Raw genomic sequence first — 16,084 nt, forward strand, 5'->3', positions numbered from 1 at the left:
AAAACGAGTCGTGTGAGCAGGTGTTGAGTCCAATCGAATGGAAGTTACTGTGGGTCAAACAGGAAGGAAAAGAGTTGCCGAAAAAGGCACCGAACCTGAAATGGGCGTATCTGTCGTTGGCTAAAATGGGTCACTGGCATGATAGCAAACGCACGGGACGGGCTGGCTGGATAGTGATATGGGAGGGGNGGTTCAAACTTCAGGATATAGTTGAAGGCTACAGGCTGGCGAAGTCTCTTGATCAGGAGATCTGATCAAGAGACAGGTTGAAAAACGGGGTCCAGCCTTTGGGCCATTCGCTACGCGAATGTTTGCTTCACCTACGGCTCGCGTTCCGGCTTTCGCCGGGATGACGATATTGTAGTTGGGTATTTTTATCAGCTTAAGCTGGCATAATAATGAAATATAAAACAGCATGAAATAATTTCTGCGAGTAATATTCAAATCTGAATTAATTAAATAATATAAGAATTATTATCTATAAAATTAATTTAAGCGATCTAAAACCCTTTTTTTAATGCTTAGGTATATATTGCTAGCTATAGGTTGTGATTTTGTTGTTGATTAGTGTAATTTCAACAACTTTTTTGTGTGTTAAATGTGTATTTTTTATTAAGGAATTACTAGAGTTTTGATATCTGTGAATATTAAAATTCCATGCTTTTCTTTATCTATCTCTTCTGTACTTTTACTTTCTTCAATTCATTCAGCCTATGCAGGAATGGAACCCTATTCTGGGATTAGAGCAATATAGGCAATGTGTGTTGTTGGTAGTTATAGCGCTGTGGATAAAATGATAACCATTAGTTATTATATTAAGTGCAGTGAGATAAAAGTGACTTTGGGTGTGAAAATAGTATTATTAAACAATGTAATACATTCCCCCCCCATGTGTGTATTTCTTGATCGGCTTTATCTATAACGCTATGGACTTCGGGAAACTGTTGGCGGTTTAGTTAGATCTTCTAATTCTCATTTTACTCACTGGTTACCTATTTAGCTTGAAAGAACTCCTCTTTACCACCAAGAAGCAGAAAGTTAATAAGGTGCAAATTATTTGCAATATAATTAATTAACTCATTAGAGTTGGGTTTTAAATAATTTCTTATTTGAACTTGAGACTAATGATCTTATAATCACGACTCTTTACCATTGCGACTCTTTTTTTAAAAAAAACAATTTTATTTAATATCACCTAATGAATAATTATCAAGATAACTAATTAGGAATTTACTGTTAAGGACTGACTTAATGAAGATATGTGCTCAATATGTTGCATCATCCCTTCTCGTTGCAGGCAGCGTTATTGCATCACCTTTCACCTATGCTACCGATTTTGTTAATACCGTGGACTTATCCGCGCAGGTAGTGAATGCTGATGATCAAATAGAAACCAATGATATTATCGGCATTTTATCAGATAGCGCTGATACTACGGGGCTGCAGATTGGCAGCGGTAAAATTGACGTTACGGTAAACGGTATTCCGGATGAGGATTACATACCTACCATTGGTCTTAAATTTTTTAACAGCGGTAGTTCCTCCCACGTATTTGGCACAGGATCTACTCTGAATGTCACCGGTAGCCATAAAGCTAGTGGCGTAGCATTATCGGGTTCAACGAGTTTCTCAGGATCTGAGCTGAATATAACGGTTAAGGGGACGACTGCCGTAAACGGCATAGAGGGGGGAACTAACAGTGTGATTGATTTGGGAAGCGACAGCCTGATTAATGTGTCGGGCCAGCTTACCACTGCCGTAGCTCTCGGTAGCAACGGTTCGTTGATTGCCGATAATGTGAACATTACCGCAGAAGGAAGTACCAGAGCCAACGGAATTAAAGCAGCTGAATTTGGTACGGGAACGGCAATCATTAATTTGGGTAACGGCGGTAAAATTACGACCATCTCTGGCTCAACGGGGGCTGGCATCTTGCTTTACGGCAATAGCACGGTCAGAGCGAATGGGTTAACCATTAAAACAACTAATGGCTATGGAATTTCTAGTTCGGGCTCTATTGCAGGTGCTAGTAATGTCGATATCAATCTGGGTACAGCTAGCATCATCAGTGCTACAGGATCTTCTGGCGTGATGCTATTAGGAAACGCTGGATTAACCTCCAGTTTTAAGGCGAATAACTTGACTATTGATACCATCGGGAACTCTAACCATGGTATTAGTGTTAGTAGTAAAGGAATTAACAGCGTCGATTTAGGCAGTAACTCGGTTATCACCACTTCAGGCACCAGATCTCAAGGCGTATGGCTAGTAGGAAGTGCAGAAACCCAATTTAAAGCCAATTTACTGACCATTCATACTACGGGTAGCGAAGCCAATGCGATGGGAATTGGGTCCGGTAACACTGTTATCGGTGCTGGCAGCTTACTGATATCCGATCAAAGTGATGGCCTTATGGCCTCCAGTACTTTAATTTCTGGTGTATCAGCCCCGACCGTCACTGTCTATGACAGTAAAATCGTTGGTTATCGTCGTGGGGTTAGCGCACAACAGGCTGGAACGGTTGTTAACCTGTATCGAGTTGATGCTCAGGCCAATATGGAAGGGGGTTATGGGCTATGGGCATTAAACACTGGTTTGATCAATGCGACGGATACCTCGGTCATTACTTCAGCGGATAACTCATATGGTATTGTTGCCAGTGGCGGTGGTAGAGTTACTCTGACCGGAAATACCAATGTTGATTCTTCCTCAGTGGCGATGTTCGCTAACAGTTCTGCTTCATTAATTGAAGGTACTGGGGTCATGCGAATCAATGGTGACATTCAGGCTAAGGATTCAGGATTAATTGATTTATCTCTGTCCGCCGGTTCACTGATTAATGGCGTCACTGCACAGGACAGTGGCGGTATTGTTAATCTGACCATGGACAACAGCCGGTGGAATGTGACGGATGATTCCTCGGTGAATAATTTACAGTTATCTAATGACTCTACAGTGGTTTTTACTGGCACCAATAATGGAAGTTTACAGGTAGGCAACCTGGGCGGTAATGGCCACTTCGTTATGCGCAGCAGTATTGTCGAAGGCGTTGGTGACCTACTTTCAGTAACCGGCACTACCGCTGGTAATCATCAGGTTACCGTGGTGAATAACGGTAGTGAGTCTACTGATGGTACCGAAGTGCTGAAAATTATCCAAACCGCTGATGGTAATGGCAACTTCGCCCTGACCAATAACGTTGAACTGGGTGGCTATCTGTATAAGCTGCATCAGGACGGTAATGACTGGGAATTATATAGCGCAGGGTTGGTTCCACCTGAGCCCGATCCAACGCCGGCTCCTGACAACGGAACCAATAAACCCAATCCGCCGATTACCTCAACCGCCAATGCTTCGGCCAATAGTCTGAACGTCGGTTATTTGATGAACTATGCGGAAACCCAAACCCTGATGCAGCGTATGGGGCAGTTGCGTAGCACTGACGTTGACGGCAACGTCTGGTTACGCGGCTATGCCGGTAACTTTACGTCGTTTGGCAGCGGTAAACTAAGCGGATTCGATATGACTTATAACGGCACGCAGTTAGGTGCCGATAAACAGTGGCAGTCTGCCAACGGCATGATTTATCTGGGTGCTGCTCTGGGGCAAAGCAATTCTAATCAGGATTACCAAAACGGTGACGGCGATATGAGAAACCGCCATGTCGGTCTGTATGCCGGTTATTTGGATAACGGCGGTCTGTACGTTGATACTTTGCTGAAATATAACCGCATGCGTAACGAAATTAACGTAAAAGATACCGCCGCTAATGGGGTTGATGGCAGTGCATCATCTAACGGTATATCACTGTCGGTTGAAACCGGTAAGCGTTTTCACTTTACGCCTGAAAACAGCGGGTTCTATATCGAGCCACAAACCCAGTTAACCGTAGCCTGGCAAGACAGCAGCCACTTTAAAAATTCCAACGGCTTAAAAGTGGACCTATCCAGTTACACTTCTACTCTGGGGCGAATTGGCGGACTGATTGGCTATGATGTAAAGAAAGGAGCTACCCCGGTTAATTTTTATTTTAAGAGTAGCTATGTTCATGAGTTTAGCGGTGATACTGACTACCGTTTAAATGGCAATAAAGAAGCTCACTCCTTCAAAGGTGACTGGTGGGCAAACGGTGTTGGTGCCAGCGTAGGCATTGGCAAGCAGCATAATCTTTATTTAGATCTGGAACAGGTTAACGGTAGCCAGTTTAAACAGAATCAGATTAACGGTGGGTATCGCTTTAGCTTCTAATATATTGGTTAAGTGATAACTGAAGCCTCTAATATAGGATATTAGGGGCTTTATTTTTCAGAGGGCAGGGCTGTTACAGCTTTGCGAGGTTTGAGGTCCTGCGGAACGAAAACGTACGATAAGGATATAATCTATTTAGTATTTTGAACCGCTAGGATAAAGCTGGAGATAGCGTTCAATGGTACGTCTGGATTTATTAAGGAGCTTAGCGGCATTAGCAATAGTGATTTTACGCTCAGCCACTTTAGCATGATATCCACGGTCAATTGAGCTTTGGAGTTCAACGTGATCATCCTTAGCGTTCCTCAAATGTACAAAAACATTTAAAGAGCACGGTTATTAATTAACCGTCAATTTCCCTTGGTAATTAGCGATTACGACAGAATCGCGTGGTAATTAAAGTACGACAAAATCGCTTGGTGTTAACAGAACTTGTTGTATTAGCTCAGACCCGATCTGATATTGCTCTTTGGCAGTATACGACTTAATCGGACAGTCAGGTTTGAGCGAGGACCAGGCATACTGAGTCAGAAAATGACAATAATTATCGGATTCTAATTAACTCATTACTAACATCGTTGTTTGCCAATCGATGAGGAGCAAGTCATTATGGCTATAAAAATCCCTCTCCTTATCCTTACTGCAATAAGGAGAGGAGACTGTTATTGCTGTGGCTCTGGTTTGGCAATTTCTGTTATAAATTTCTTAGCAACAGCGGACTCATATTTTCTGTAATCATCAAGATATTGAACATCTATATGATTTTTGTAGCGTACATTAAATTTGTTCGCAGTTCCTGTTTCATCATCTTTGCGTTCATCTGTTGGTCTGAAAAATTTATTGTAGCGACGTGGTGATACACCTTCAAAGTCACAAAATATCACTTTAGATGATTCTTCATTCTTTGTTATTGCATCATTATGAAGGTCAAGGGCAAGACTTTTATCAAATGGCTCTATATAGACTACTTTTTTTATTCCTGCAGCGACAATATGTCTTGCACAGTTATGGCAAGGATAGGTGGTCGTATAAAGAATTTTATCTTTAGTATCGCCATTTTGTTTTCTGGCCATCGAAGTAATTACGTCCATTTCAGCATGAATTGATCTGGAGTACTCCATCACGCTTGAAATTTTACTATCTTTGTAAATACCTTCTGCAATTTTGTCTAAGCTGTTTAAAAGTCGGGCCAGATTAATATCGGCAACAGTTTGTCCCGCGGAAATACCTAACACAGCACTGACTTCATTTGATAATACATTTTTTATGCGTTCTTTAATTTTTAGTTTGTTTGTATCATTATAACACTTACCACTTTTGTGAACGCATCGATGATCGTTATCAAAGTCATCACTGCTATACAATCCGCCACCAGCTTTAGGTACGTCGTTCTTGCCTACTGCGAGCAGATTCCCTTCATCATCAAACAGTGCCGCCCCTACCTGACGCGACAGACAAGCTGATTGTAATGATGTTGAAAAAGCAGCGTACATGCCTTTTTCGTTAAATGTCGGTGTTAAACCGTTTTTACCATGAATAAGACCAAAAAAACGTTCAATCTTCTTCTTTAATTCACTTTTTTGACTGAAGTTATTTTTAATGAAAAAATCTGAATCAAGAATGGTTTCTCCAGTTCTTTGTCCATGCTGATGAGAGGATTTATTATCAATATTGATAATTAAATGGAGATCATCCTTTGTCGATTCGTCAGCAATGAGATTCGGTATTCGGTAATCTAAATCGCGCAAAACTCCTAATAAGTAGAAATTGTGCTGGTATATGACCCTGAATAACTCTACTTCTTCTGGTCTTTTGAATTGATCAATGATGAATACTGTGCCTTTATAGGCATCATTAGTATAATCAATGTTTATCTTCTCTGTGGCGATTGCAGCAATCGCCGCTTCTGCCAGTAATTCATTTCTGTTGTAATGTTTGCGAAGTTTATTGGCAATATCTTGAAGTTTTAGATGTCTGTTAACTTGAGTGCTTTTGGATGCCGTTAGTGCTTTCAGTTCAAAATATAATGGGCTTTCCAGAAGTGCACTTATTCGGATGTGCACAACATTGTAATCCCACTCTTTGGATATTTCTTCAGCAATTTCGTTTATCGTTCTCATTCCGCATCCAACATATCCACACAATCCAAGATAGATATCTTTTGATTGTCGTGAATTCAGGAACTCCATTGATGATGTTGATATGGAGTCTTTTTTTTTATCTCGCTTTTGCGGTGTTTTTTGGGCTGCTTCTACCATTGATGATTACCTAATCAAAAATTATATCAGCATTCATGATTTCAATAAATGCATCCAGAACTTCTTTATTTTTCTTCCTGCCTTCAAATGAAATTACATTATCAAAATTAAATGTTGTTAATTCAATACAAATAGAATCAACCTGATCATTGGCAGCTACGGTAGATTCTATTTCATTAAATGTTATTACATTCATTTATCTCATCCAAACATAATAAAAACCATATGGTATTTAGTGTACTACAAAAACGCGCACTTTCCCTTATTTTTAGGGGGACAAGTGTGGTCCACATCATGTTTTTCCCCACACATGACAATGCTTACCTATGATGCAGAGCTTTTCATACTAATTAACATACTGAATTTAATTAGTATTCTAGTGTGTTTTTCTACCATTGTGCAAATATCTTTGTTGATCTTACCCACTATTAGTGGACACGCGACTATGAACACTTTTTTTATTCGTTGCACTTAGAGTGTAAATTCACGAGACAAAAAAAGAGGCGGCACAGGCCACCTCTTGGTTTAGATAAAATTTAGTGTTTAGTTAGTCTGGTCAATTTAGCTAATTCGTATGGGCTAGTTTCTTTTTTTCTATTCTCGTCCAAATAATCCGCCCACCACTGCACCATCAACCGGCGTTCATCTAAGTGCTGGGCCTTGTGAATATATGCAGCACGAACCCCGTCACGCTCCTGATGGCTCATTTGTCGTTCAACGCCATCCCTAGACCACAGCCCAGACTCAATTAATGCACTACAGGCCATGGTACGGAAGCCATGACCACAGACTTCTGTCTTGGTGTCATAGCCCATTACGCGTAAAGCCTTATTCACCGTATTTTCACTCATTGGTTTATTAGCGTTATGATCACCAATAAAGATAAGCTCATGGTCACCGCTGATTTGGTGTATCTGTTTTAAGATCTCCATGGCCTGTCTACTTAGGGGAACAAGGTGAGTTGTTCTCATCTTAGAGCCTCTGTGTGAGTGTTTAACACCTTCCAGTTCTTCTCGTTCTCTCGGTATTGTCCAAAGCGCTCGTTCAAAATCGATTTCTGACCAACGAGCAAAGCGCAGTTCACTGGAACGGATAAAGATGAGTAAGGTCAATTTCACTGCTAGGGTGGTTAGGTATCTTCCCTGGTAGTTATCCAGCCGGGTAAGTAGCTCAGGGATTCGTTCAAAAGGAAGGGCTGGGCGGTGGACTTTCTTGCCGGTAGCAATAGCTCCAGTTAAATCCTGCGCTGGGTTGTAGTCGATAATGCCGTTCTGTACGGCATAGCGCATGATCGCCGTAGTACGCTGTTGTAAGCGTGCGGTGACCTCTAATCGACCAGATTGCTCGACTCGCTTTATAGGGACTAATAAATCGCAAGTTTTTAAATCTGCGATATGACGATCACCAATAGAAGGGAAAATCTCTAGCTCAAGAGTTCTAAGGATTCTTGCTACATGAGCAGGTGACCATTTTTTATTGCTGCTATGCCAAGCTCTGGCTATTTCAGCAAAGGTATGAGCATTCGATTGTTCTATCTTGGCGGCTTTTTTCTGTTCATTTGGATCGATGCCGTTCGCAATTAATTTTTTTGCTTCATCGCGTTTTTGCCTTGCCTCTGAAAGTGATATTTCAGGGTAGACACCGAAAGCCAACATTTTTTCTTTACCGCCAAAGTAATAACGCAGTCGCCAGTATTTTGAACCGTTTGGATGGACGAGAAGAATAAGCCCTCCGCCATCGGTAAGCTTATGGGCTTTTTCTGACGCCTTTGCTGTACGTACTTTTACATCGGTTAGAGCCGTAGTCCTTGCTTCTTTCTATTGTTTTTGCGGGTACATTATTTATCGAACCGGAATATACCCGCATTTGTACCCGCAAATAGAAGCTGATGTGGGTTGAATCGAGTATACGTAAGTTGAGTGAAAAGGCACGGAAAGGCTTGCAGAACTGGGATTTCAGACATAAAAAAAGACCTCAGTTGAGGTCTATTTACATTCTAATGGTGCCTGAGGCCGGAATCGAACCGGCATGCCCGAAGGCGGTTGATTTTGAATCAACTGCGTCTACCGATTTCGCCACTCAGGCACTGAGTAGAATGCGGAAAACGTTGGCATTATACCTAGCCGACGGTGCCGCGCAAGACTTATCCCTTAAAATTCACTTAACTGCCTTTAAAATAAGCAACCGGCAGGCATCATCGATAGGTCAGGCCGGTATCAAAATACTGCTCAGGTTTACCGGCGGGTTATTTCAACTGATTAAAGGGATAAAAAAGAATAATAGCGCTATCCACTCATTGACGATTAATTAGGCGTAATGGCAATTAGTGTGATGCAGCGCACAAAATAGTCGATTATTCTATAAAACCACTCATTTCTTCTATAACCATTCACCATTCGATTTTAACCGCTTAGTCGGCAGATCAAACCGCTGACTGAAATTGTCATATTATCCTTTTATCAGACTCATGATAATGCCCCGTCACAACTGCACTCCTCCTTTACTGGGGGCGTAATTACCTTTGTCCGGATTAAGCAGCCGCTTATTAAAAAAATATAAAACCGGGCCAATGATTCAGTTTTACCAATAGAAATAAAAAGGATACCTCATGAAAAAAGAAGGGATATTAAAGCACATCCCTTGGGTGCTGTTAGCTATGCTCGGTGCAGGTTGCCTGGGTGTAGTTGCACTACGCCGTGGTGAAAGCATCAGCGCCCTATGGATTATTGTTGCTTCGATCTCTGTGTATCTGGTGGCTTATCGTTACTACAGCCTGTATATCGCCACTAAGGTGATGAAGCTGGATGCCACCAGAGCAACGCCGGCCGTTGTTAATAACGATGGCTTAAACTACGTACCGACTAACAAAAACGTATTATTCGGTCACCACTTTGCTGCTATCGCCGGTGCCGGTCCTCTGGTAGGTCCTGTACTTGCCGCTCAGGTCGGTTATTTACCCGGTACCCTTTGGCTGCTGGCCGGGGTTGTGTTGGCGGGTGCGGTACAAGACTTTATGGTGCTGTTTATCTCAACGCGCCGTAACGGTGGCTCTTTAGGTGAGATCATTAAAAAGGAAATGGGTCCGGTTCCGGGTACCATTGCGCTGTTTGGCTGCTTTCTGATTATGATCATCATTCTGGCGGTACTTGCCCTGATCGTGGTTAAAGCCTTGGCTGAAAGCCCGTGGGGTGTGTTCACCGTGTGTTCCACGGTACCGATCGCGCTGTTTATGGGCGTTTATATGCGCTTTCTGCGCCTGGGCCGCGTGGGTGAAATCTCCGTTATTGGTATTGTCTTGCTGGTTGCATCAATCTGGTTCGGTGGCGTTATCGCTCACGACCCGTATTGGGGCCCGGCGTTAACCTTTAAAGATACCACCATCACCTATACGCTGATTGGTTATGCCTTTGTTTCTGCTTTGCTGCCGGTATGGTTAATTCTGGCACCGCGCGACTATCTGGCGACCTTCCTGAAAATCGGCGTTATCGTTGGCTTAGCCATTGGTATTGTTATCCTTAACCCAGATTTAAAAATGCCTGCCGTGACGCAGTTCGTTGATGGCACCGGACCGGTCTGGAAAGGCTCACTGTTCCCGTTCTTATTTATTACTATTGCCTGTGGTGCGGTTTCCGGCTTCCACGCATTAATCGCTTCCGGTACGACTCCAAAGCTGCTGGCCTGCGAAACAGACGCGCGTTTTATCGGCTATGGCGCAATGTTGATGGAATCTTTCGTGGCAATTATGGCACTGGTAGCGGCTTCTATTATCGAGCCGGGCCTGTACTTTGCCATGAACACCCCTCCGGCAGCGTTAGGCATTACCATGCCGGATCTGCACAGACTGGGTACGGCTGATGCGCCAATGATCATGGAGTCATTGCGCGGCGTCACCACTCAGGCGGCAGCGACCGTTAGCTCTTGGGGATTTGTTATCAGCCCTGAGCAGATCTTACAAACGGCGAAAGATATCGGTGAACCTTCAGTACTGAACCGTGCCGGCGGTGCTCCGACGTTAGCCGTTGGTATTGCTCACGTATTCCACCAAATCATTCCGGCAGCAGATATGGGCTTCTGGTACCACTTTGGTATTCTGTTCGAAGCACTGTTTATTTTGACCGCACTGGATGCAGGTACCCGTTCTGGCCGCTTTATGCTGCAAGACTTACTGGGTAACTTCGTGCCGTTCCTGAAGAAAACTGACTCTCTGGTTGCCGGTATCATCGGTACTGCCGGCTGCGTTGGTCTGTGGGGCTACCTGCTGTATCAAGGCGTAGTCGATCCACTGGGCGGCGTGAAGAGCCTGTGGCCGTTGTTCGGTATTTCTAACCAGATGTTAGCCGCAGTGGCGCTGGTACTGGGTACCGTTGTACTGATTAAGATGAAGCGTGCCAAGTACATTTGGGTTACCGTTATCCCGGCCGTTTGGTTACTGATCTGTACTACTTATGCACTGGGTCTGAAACTGTTCAGCGACAATCCACAGCTGGAAGGCTTCTTCTACCTAGCCAACGATTACAAACGTAAAATCGCTGAAGGCGGTGCCGATCTGACAGCACAGCAGATTGCTAATATGAACCACATTGTTATTAACAACTATACCAATGCCGGTCTGAGCATCCTGTTCCTGTTAGTGGTTTACAGCATCATTTTCTACGGCTTTAGAACGGCTATCGCAGCACACAAAAACCCGGAACGTACCGATCAGGAAACCCCTTATGTACCGGTTCCTGAAGGCGGGGTTCAAGTGTCGTCTCATCACTAATGGTGGTTTAACGAATACGGGTATAATGCAAATTATCCCGTATTTATTGAAGACTTGATACCAAAGGGCACGGCAAATGCTGTGCCCTCTATCCAATTGGACTTACGGAAAATCGCTACGGTAGATACATTTTCCCCGGAGAAAGACATGTTCGGAAATCTCGGTCAGGCAGGTAAATATCTAGGACAGGCGGCCCGTATGTTAATCGGTGTCCCTGACTATGATACGTATGTCCAGCATATGAAAACTAATCATCCGGACAAACCGGTAATGACCTATGAAGAGTTTTTCCGTGAACGTCAGGAAGCCCGTTACGGCGGAAGTGGCGAAGGCGGCATGCGCTGCTGCTAAAATACTAAGGAACGAATATGAAACCCATTGCAGTCACTATTCTTACCGGCTTTTTGGGTGCAGGTAAAACCACCCTATTACGCCATATCCTGAACGAAAACCACGGCTACAAAATTGCCGTTATCGAAAACGAATTTGGCGAAGTGCCGATCGATAACACCATTATCGGCGATCGTGCCAGCCGTATCACTACCCTCAGCAACGGCTGTATCTGTTGCAGTAAATCCAATGAACTGGAAGACGCTCTGCTCGATCTGTTAGACGGGGTCGATCAAGGCCAGCTTGAGTTTGACCGGCTGATTATTGAATGTACCGGTATGGCCGATCCCGGTCCGATTATCCAAACCTTTTTCTCACATCCGGTTATCTGTCAACGCTTCCTGCTGGATGGCATCCTTACCTTAGTTGACGCGGTACATGCCGATGAGCAGCTGAACAAGTTTACTATCTCACAGGCTCAGGTTGGTTATGCAGACCGCCTATTACTGACTAAAACCGACGTAGCAGCGGATTGTGAAGGGTTAATTCAGCGCTTACGATTAATCAACTCCCGTGCACCGGTTTATCAGGTGACCCACGGCGAGATTGACCTCAGCATATTGTTTGATATCGACGGCTTTGTGCTGAATGATAAAATTGATATTACCGAGCCGACTCCGCTATTTCGCCGTATTCCACAGCCGCAAAATAATATTCAGTCGATTGTGATTTATCATCACCAGCCGGTTGAGCTGAAACAAATTTCAGACTTAATGGAAAGCCTGCTGCTGGAGTTTGCAGATAATCTGCTGCGTTATAAAGGCATCTTATCCATCAATGGCGATCCCCGTCGTCTGCTGTTTCAGGGCGTACAGCGTCTGTATAGCGCCGACTGGGACACCGAATGGCAACCGGATGAAGAACGTAAGAGTACGATGGTATTTATCGGTATTGATTTGCCGGAAGATAAAATCCGCACTAAGTTTGCGGAGTTGGAGAGTTAACGCCAGGCTTGTTCTGTATTCGCCTGTACGTATTAAAAAGAGCGGATAGTTAAGCACCTCTGCATCATATCAGCCCCCATTTTCGTCATCCTGTTGAAAAACGGAACGCTTAACCGTAGGCGAAGTAAACATTCGCATCGCGAATGGTCCGAAGGGTGAGCGAAGCGAGTCATCCATCCCTTAGGCCAAGTGCTAGTTGGTTAGCGAAAACCAGGATCCTCGCTTTCGCGAGGATGACGGAGGTGGGCCTTTTCGTCATCCCGTTGAAAAACGGAACGCGTAGCCGTAGGCGAAGCAAACATTCGCATCGCGAATGGCCTGAAGGGGGAGCGAAGCGAGTCATCCAGCCCTTAGGCCGAGTATAAGTTTGTTAGTTAAAACCTGGATCCCCGCTTTCGCGGGGATGACGAGGAGAGGGGGGATATCACTTTCATAAATAGCTTAGTCAAAGTCATCCAGAGAAGAAATATGAACTTCAACCTGGCTTTGCTTCAGGCGAGAGGCCAGCTGAGCCGGAGGCTGTTGATCGGTAAATAAGGCTGAGGCCTGGCTGACATTCCCAATTTCAACCGCGGCTGAAGAGTGATATTTAGTATGATCCGCAGCCAATAACAGGTGGCGAGAGTGGGCAATCATCGCTTTGACAATCGCCGCTTCGTTCACGTCAAACTCCAGAATGGTGCCATCGTTTTCAAGCGCGCCCATGCTGGTAATCAGATAGTCTGCACGGAACCCTTCGACAAACGCGACGGCGCTGGGGCCGATAATGCCGCCGTTATGCGGGCGGATGGTGCCGCCGGGAACCATCACTTCAAATTCGGTATGCTTATAGAGAATATGGGCTACCCGCAGGCTGTTGGTGATAATACGCAGGTTTTTACGTACTTCCAGCGCTCTGGCAATATGCTCAACGGTGGTACCGATGGTAATAAACAGGGTCGAGCCATCGGAGATATAGTCAGCGATATCTCTGGCAATGGCCATTTTCTCGTTGGTATAGGAGATTTCCCGCTGTTCAAACGCAGTATTTATGACGCTTGATGCTCTGCCTGCGCCTCCGTGGTGGCGTGATATCAGGCCCATATCGCTGAGCTTGCGAATATCACGGCGCACTGTTTGAGTAGAAACATCCAGTATCAGAGCCAGATCTTCAATATTCATATAACCGCGTTCGGTTATCAGGGTAATTAAATGATCGTGTCTCGGATTCCCCGTTAATTCAGTCAAACTCATCCTAAATCTCCCACAAATAGACATAACCCCTGATACTTCAAGTTGCAGCAGCATTGCCGTGTCGCTCGCCTTTTTGGGGCAGCACGCTGGCTTTATTGCTCTGCACCTCAAAGCATTCAGGCTTCATATTATACAAAAAGTGACAAAAATGCGTCTGTTTGATCGCGATCCGGAATACCTGCACGTCCGCCGGGGCGGGTACATTTTAGTGCTGCCACCGCATTAGCGAAACGTACGGCACGATCTATCGGTTGGTTTTCTGCCAGCGCAAAAGCCAGCGAACCGTGGAAGACATCCCCGGCGCCCGTGGTATCAACCACTTCGACCTTAAATCCATCTTGCTGACATAAGGCCTGTTGTTCCAGCCAAGAGCAGCCGGATTTACCCTGAGTGACATACACAATACCCGATGTCATTTCGTCAGCCAGCTTGAGCGCTTTTGTCATATTTTTTTCACCGGTGGCTTTAATCAACCCCGGTTCAGAGAATGCGGCATGATCAGCCAGCCGGATTAAGGACAAAATGCTCTGTGGTGTAACGTCTGCATCTAGCAGGGTTGTTACTCCGGCGGCTCTGGCCCGAGTAAAGGCAAACTCGGTACCTTCATGCCAGCGAACGTCGGCCAACACCATGTCATATTGGCTAAAATCGATGGTTTCCATCCAGCCGGTATCAGTGGGCAGGTCAGGGCTCGGGTAGTTAATAATGATTCTCTCACCCTGTTTATCAACCAAAATGGCGGACTGGGTAGAGCGTGCCTGATGAACAACTCGGGTCAGTGCCGTATTGACCCCGGCATTCTCTAGCTCACTGAGCAGCGTTTGACCAGCTGCGTCATCACCGACGCGACCGATAAAATCAACGCTGGCCCCCAGTCGGGCTGCGGCTACCGCCGCCGTTGCTGCCGGGCCACCGCCGATCTCTTTATAGTCCTGTGCAACATATTTTCCGCCGCCATCGGGCAGGTTTTCAACGTAATACAGGCGATCCTGAACCGCTATGCCAACACACGCGATTTTTATCATTGTCAGACTCCTTGGTTGATATCCCCGTCATACCTCAAGCGGCATTTTTGTTGGCTGGGTCGGCTTACCTCAGTCACATCGTTATCTATGCTCCTGTGGTCTCACTGACTTGCCGCCTCAATGCTACCTGAATTACGTTGGGTCTAAATGTCAGATATTGATTTTATCTGTCCATTTTAATTCAAATAAATGTTAAAAGAGTGATGAGTGTCACTTTAATTACTTAAAATTACAAATAACATCATTTCAGTTCCAGAATATGACAAAAATGAACATTAGTTATCAATAACGATCAGGAGGTGGAGAATGGCGCTTATCGCATTTATCGGGTTAGGGCAGATGGGATCGCCGATGGCTGCCAACCTGATTAAACAAGGTCATCAGTTGACAGTATATGACATTAGCCCGCAGGCGGTAGAGGGATTAGTCAGTTGCGGGGCAAAAGCGGCGGCCAGTCCGGCGCAGGCGGCCAAAGGGGCTGAGTTTGTTATTACCATGCTGCCAAACGGTGATTTAGTTCAGCGCGTATTATTCGGGGAAAACGGCGTAGCAGAGACATTGTCACCGCGAGCGCTGGTGATTGATATGTCAACCATTCACCCGCTTCAGAGCGATAGCTTATGCCGGGAAATGCAACAGCGCGGATTCAGCTATATGGACGCACCGGTAGGCCGTACGTCTGAGCAGGCCGTTACCGGAACGCTACTGATTCTGGCCGGCGGAACCGCAGAGCAGGTAGCGCGGGCTAACGACATTCTGATGTGCATGGGCTCTGAGTTGGTGAACTGCCAAGGGCCGGGCATGGGGATCAGAGTCAAACTGATCAATAACTATATGAGCATTGCACTGAACGCGCTGTCGGCCGAGGCTGCGGTGCTGTGTGAGGCGCTGGGACTGCCTTTTGATGTGGCGCTTCAGGTAATGAGCGGAACTCCGGCCGGTAAGGGACACTTCACCACCTCTTGGCCGAATAAGGTGCTAAAAGGCGATCTTTCACCGGCCTTTATGATCGACCTTGCACACAAAGATTTGGGGATTGCACTCGACGTAGCCAATCAGCTCCACGTTCCGATGCCGCTCGGTGCTGCCTCTCGGGAGGTTTACAACCAGGCTCGCGCCGCCGGTCGGGGTAAGCAGGACTGGACAGCTATTTTAGAACAGGTTCGAATCTGTGCCGGATTAAGCCCAAAAGTAAAACTGTAACGATTTAACTAAGGATATATG

At 45.2% G+C, this 16,084-nt stretch carries 12 protein-coding genes, 1 tRNA gene and 1 pseudogene; 7 read left to right on the forward strand and 7 right to left on the reverse strand.

What is annotated here, in order from left to right; all coding sequences use genetic code 11:
- The coding region (locus YWE_RS0101620; protein WP_029092938.1) for an IS4 family transposase at positions 1-254 on the forward strand (254 nt) is incomplete at its 5' end.
- 997 nt (positions 255-1,251) lie between these two features.
- The gene (locus tag YWE_RS26310) at positions 1,252-4,248 is read left to right on the forward strand and encodes an autotransporter outer membrane beta-barrel domain-containing protein (protein ID WP_051323132.1); all 2,997 of its coding nucleotides are present in this window, start codon (positions 1,252-1,254) and stop codon (positions 4,246-4,248) included.
- Positions 4,249-4,383: 135 nt separating this feature from the next.
- On the opposite strand, the gene YWE_RS31060 is transcribed toward YWE_RS26310, so the two are convergent.
- From YWE_RS31060 to YWE_RS0101650, 5 genes and pseudogenes are all read right to left on the reverse strand, one after another.
- Positions 4,384-4,557: a hypothetical protein gene (locus YWE_RS31060; RefSeq protein ID WP_154661399.1), complete on the reverse strand. Its 174-nt coding sequence runs from the start codon at positions 4,555-4,557 to the stop codon at positions 4,384-4,386.
- A gap of 353 nt (positions 4,558-4,910) precedes the next feature.
- The gene (locus YWE_RS0101635) at positions 4,911-6,506 is read right to left on the reverse strand and encodes an anti-phage dCTP deaminase (RefSeq protein WP_029092939.1); all 1,596 of its coding nucleotides are present in this window, start codon (positions 6,504-6,506) and stop codon (positions 4,911-4,913) included.
- A 10-nt stretch (positions 6,507-6,516) separates the two neighbouring features.
- Positions 6,517-6,702, reverse strand: coding sequence for a hypothetical protein (locus YWE_RS0101640; RefSeq protein WP_029092940.1), 186 nt, complete (start codon positions 6,700-6,702; stop codon positions 6,517-6,519).
- A gap of 340 nt (positions 6,703-7,042) precedes the next feature.
- A pseudogene (locus YWE_RS26315) lies at positions 7,043-8,305 on the reverse strand (tyrosine-type recombinase/integrase); the annotation flags it as partial.
- 201 nt (positions 8,306-8,506) lie between these two features.
- A tRNA-Leu gene (locus tag YWE_RS0101650) sits at positions 8,507-8,591 on the reverse strand.
- 10 nt (positions 8,592-8,601) lie between these two features.
- Here YWE_RS0101650 and YWE_RS0101655 point away from each other — a divergent pair.
- The 4 genes from YWE_RS0101655 (at position 8,602) to yjiA (ending at position 12,602) form a co-directional block, all read left to right on the forward strand.
- Positions 8,602-8,817, forward strand: coding sequence for a hypothetical protein (locus YWE_RS0101655; RefSeq protein WP_029092941.1), 216 nt, complete (start codon positions 8,602-8,604; stop codon positions 8,815-8,817).
- A gap of 297 nt (positions 8,818-9,114) precedes the next feature.
- Complete coding sequence (locus YWE_RS0101660; RefSeq protein ID WP_029092942.1) at positions 9,115-11,268, forward strand: carbon starvation CstA family protein; 2,154 nt, start codon at positions 9,115-9,117, stop codon at positions 11,266-11,268.
- 147 nt (positions 11,269-11,415) lie between these two features.
- Complete coding sequence (locus tag YWE_RS0101665) at positions 11,416-11,619, forward strand: YbdD/YjiX family protein (RefSeq protein WP_029092943.1); 204 nt, start codon at positions 11,416-11,418, stop codon at positions 11,617-11,619.
- A gap of 17 nt (positions 11,620-11,636) precedes the next feature.
- A complete protein-coding gene (gene yjiA, locus YWE_RS0101670) occupies positions 11,637-12,602 on the forward strand; it encodes a GTPase (RefSeq protein ID WP_029092944.1) in 966 nt (321 codons plus the stop codon).
- Between the two features lie 441 nt (positions 12,603-13,043).
- Here the strand turns inward: yjiA and YWE_RS0101675 are convergent, their stop codons facing one another.
- Together YWE_RS0101675 and YWE_RS0101680 are read right to left on the reverse strand one after the other, a co-directional pair.
- Complete coding sequence (locus YWE_RS0101675; protein ID WP_029092945.1) at positions 13,044-13,835, reverse strand: DeoR/GlpR family DNA-binding transcription regulator; 792 nt, start codon at positions 13,833-13,835, stop codon at positions 13,044-13,046.
- 128 nt (positions 13,836-13,963) lie between these two features.
- Positions 13,964-14,860 carry a sugar kinase gene (locus YWE_RS0101680; protein WP_029092946.1) on the reverse strand — a complete coding sequence of 299 codons (897 nt, stop codon included), beginning with the start codon at positions 14,858-14,860 and terminating at the stop codon, positions 13,964-13,966.
- Between the two features lie 306 nt (positions 14,861-15,166).
- Between YWE_RS0101680 and yihU the strand changes: the two genes are divergently transcribed.
- Entirely contained in the window at positions 15,167-16,063 is an 897-nt protein-coding gene (yihU, locus tag YWE_RS0101685; RefSeq protein ID WP_029092947.1) for a sulfolactaldehyde 3-reductase, read from the forward strand.
- Positions 16,064-16,084 lie beyond the last annotated feature (21 nt).

The sequence above is a fragment of the Budvicia aquatica DSM 5075 = ATCC 35567 genome, from assembly GCF_000427805.1.
Taxonomy (GTDB): domain Bacteria; phylum Pseudomonadota; class Gammaproteobacteria; order Enterobacterales; family Enterobacteriaceae; genus Budvicia; species Budvicia aquatica.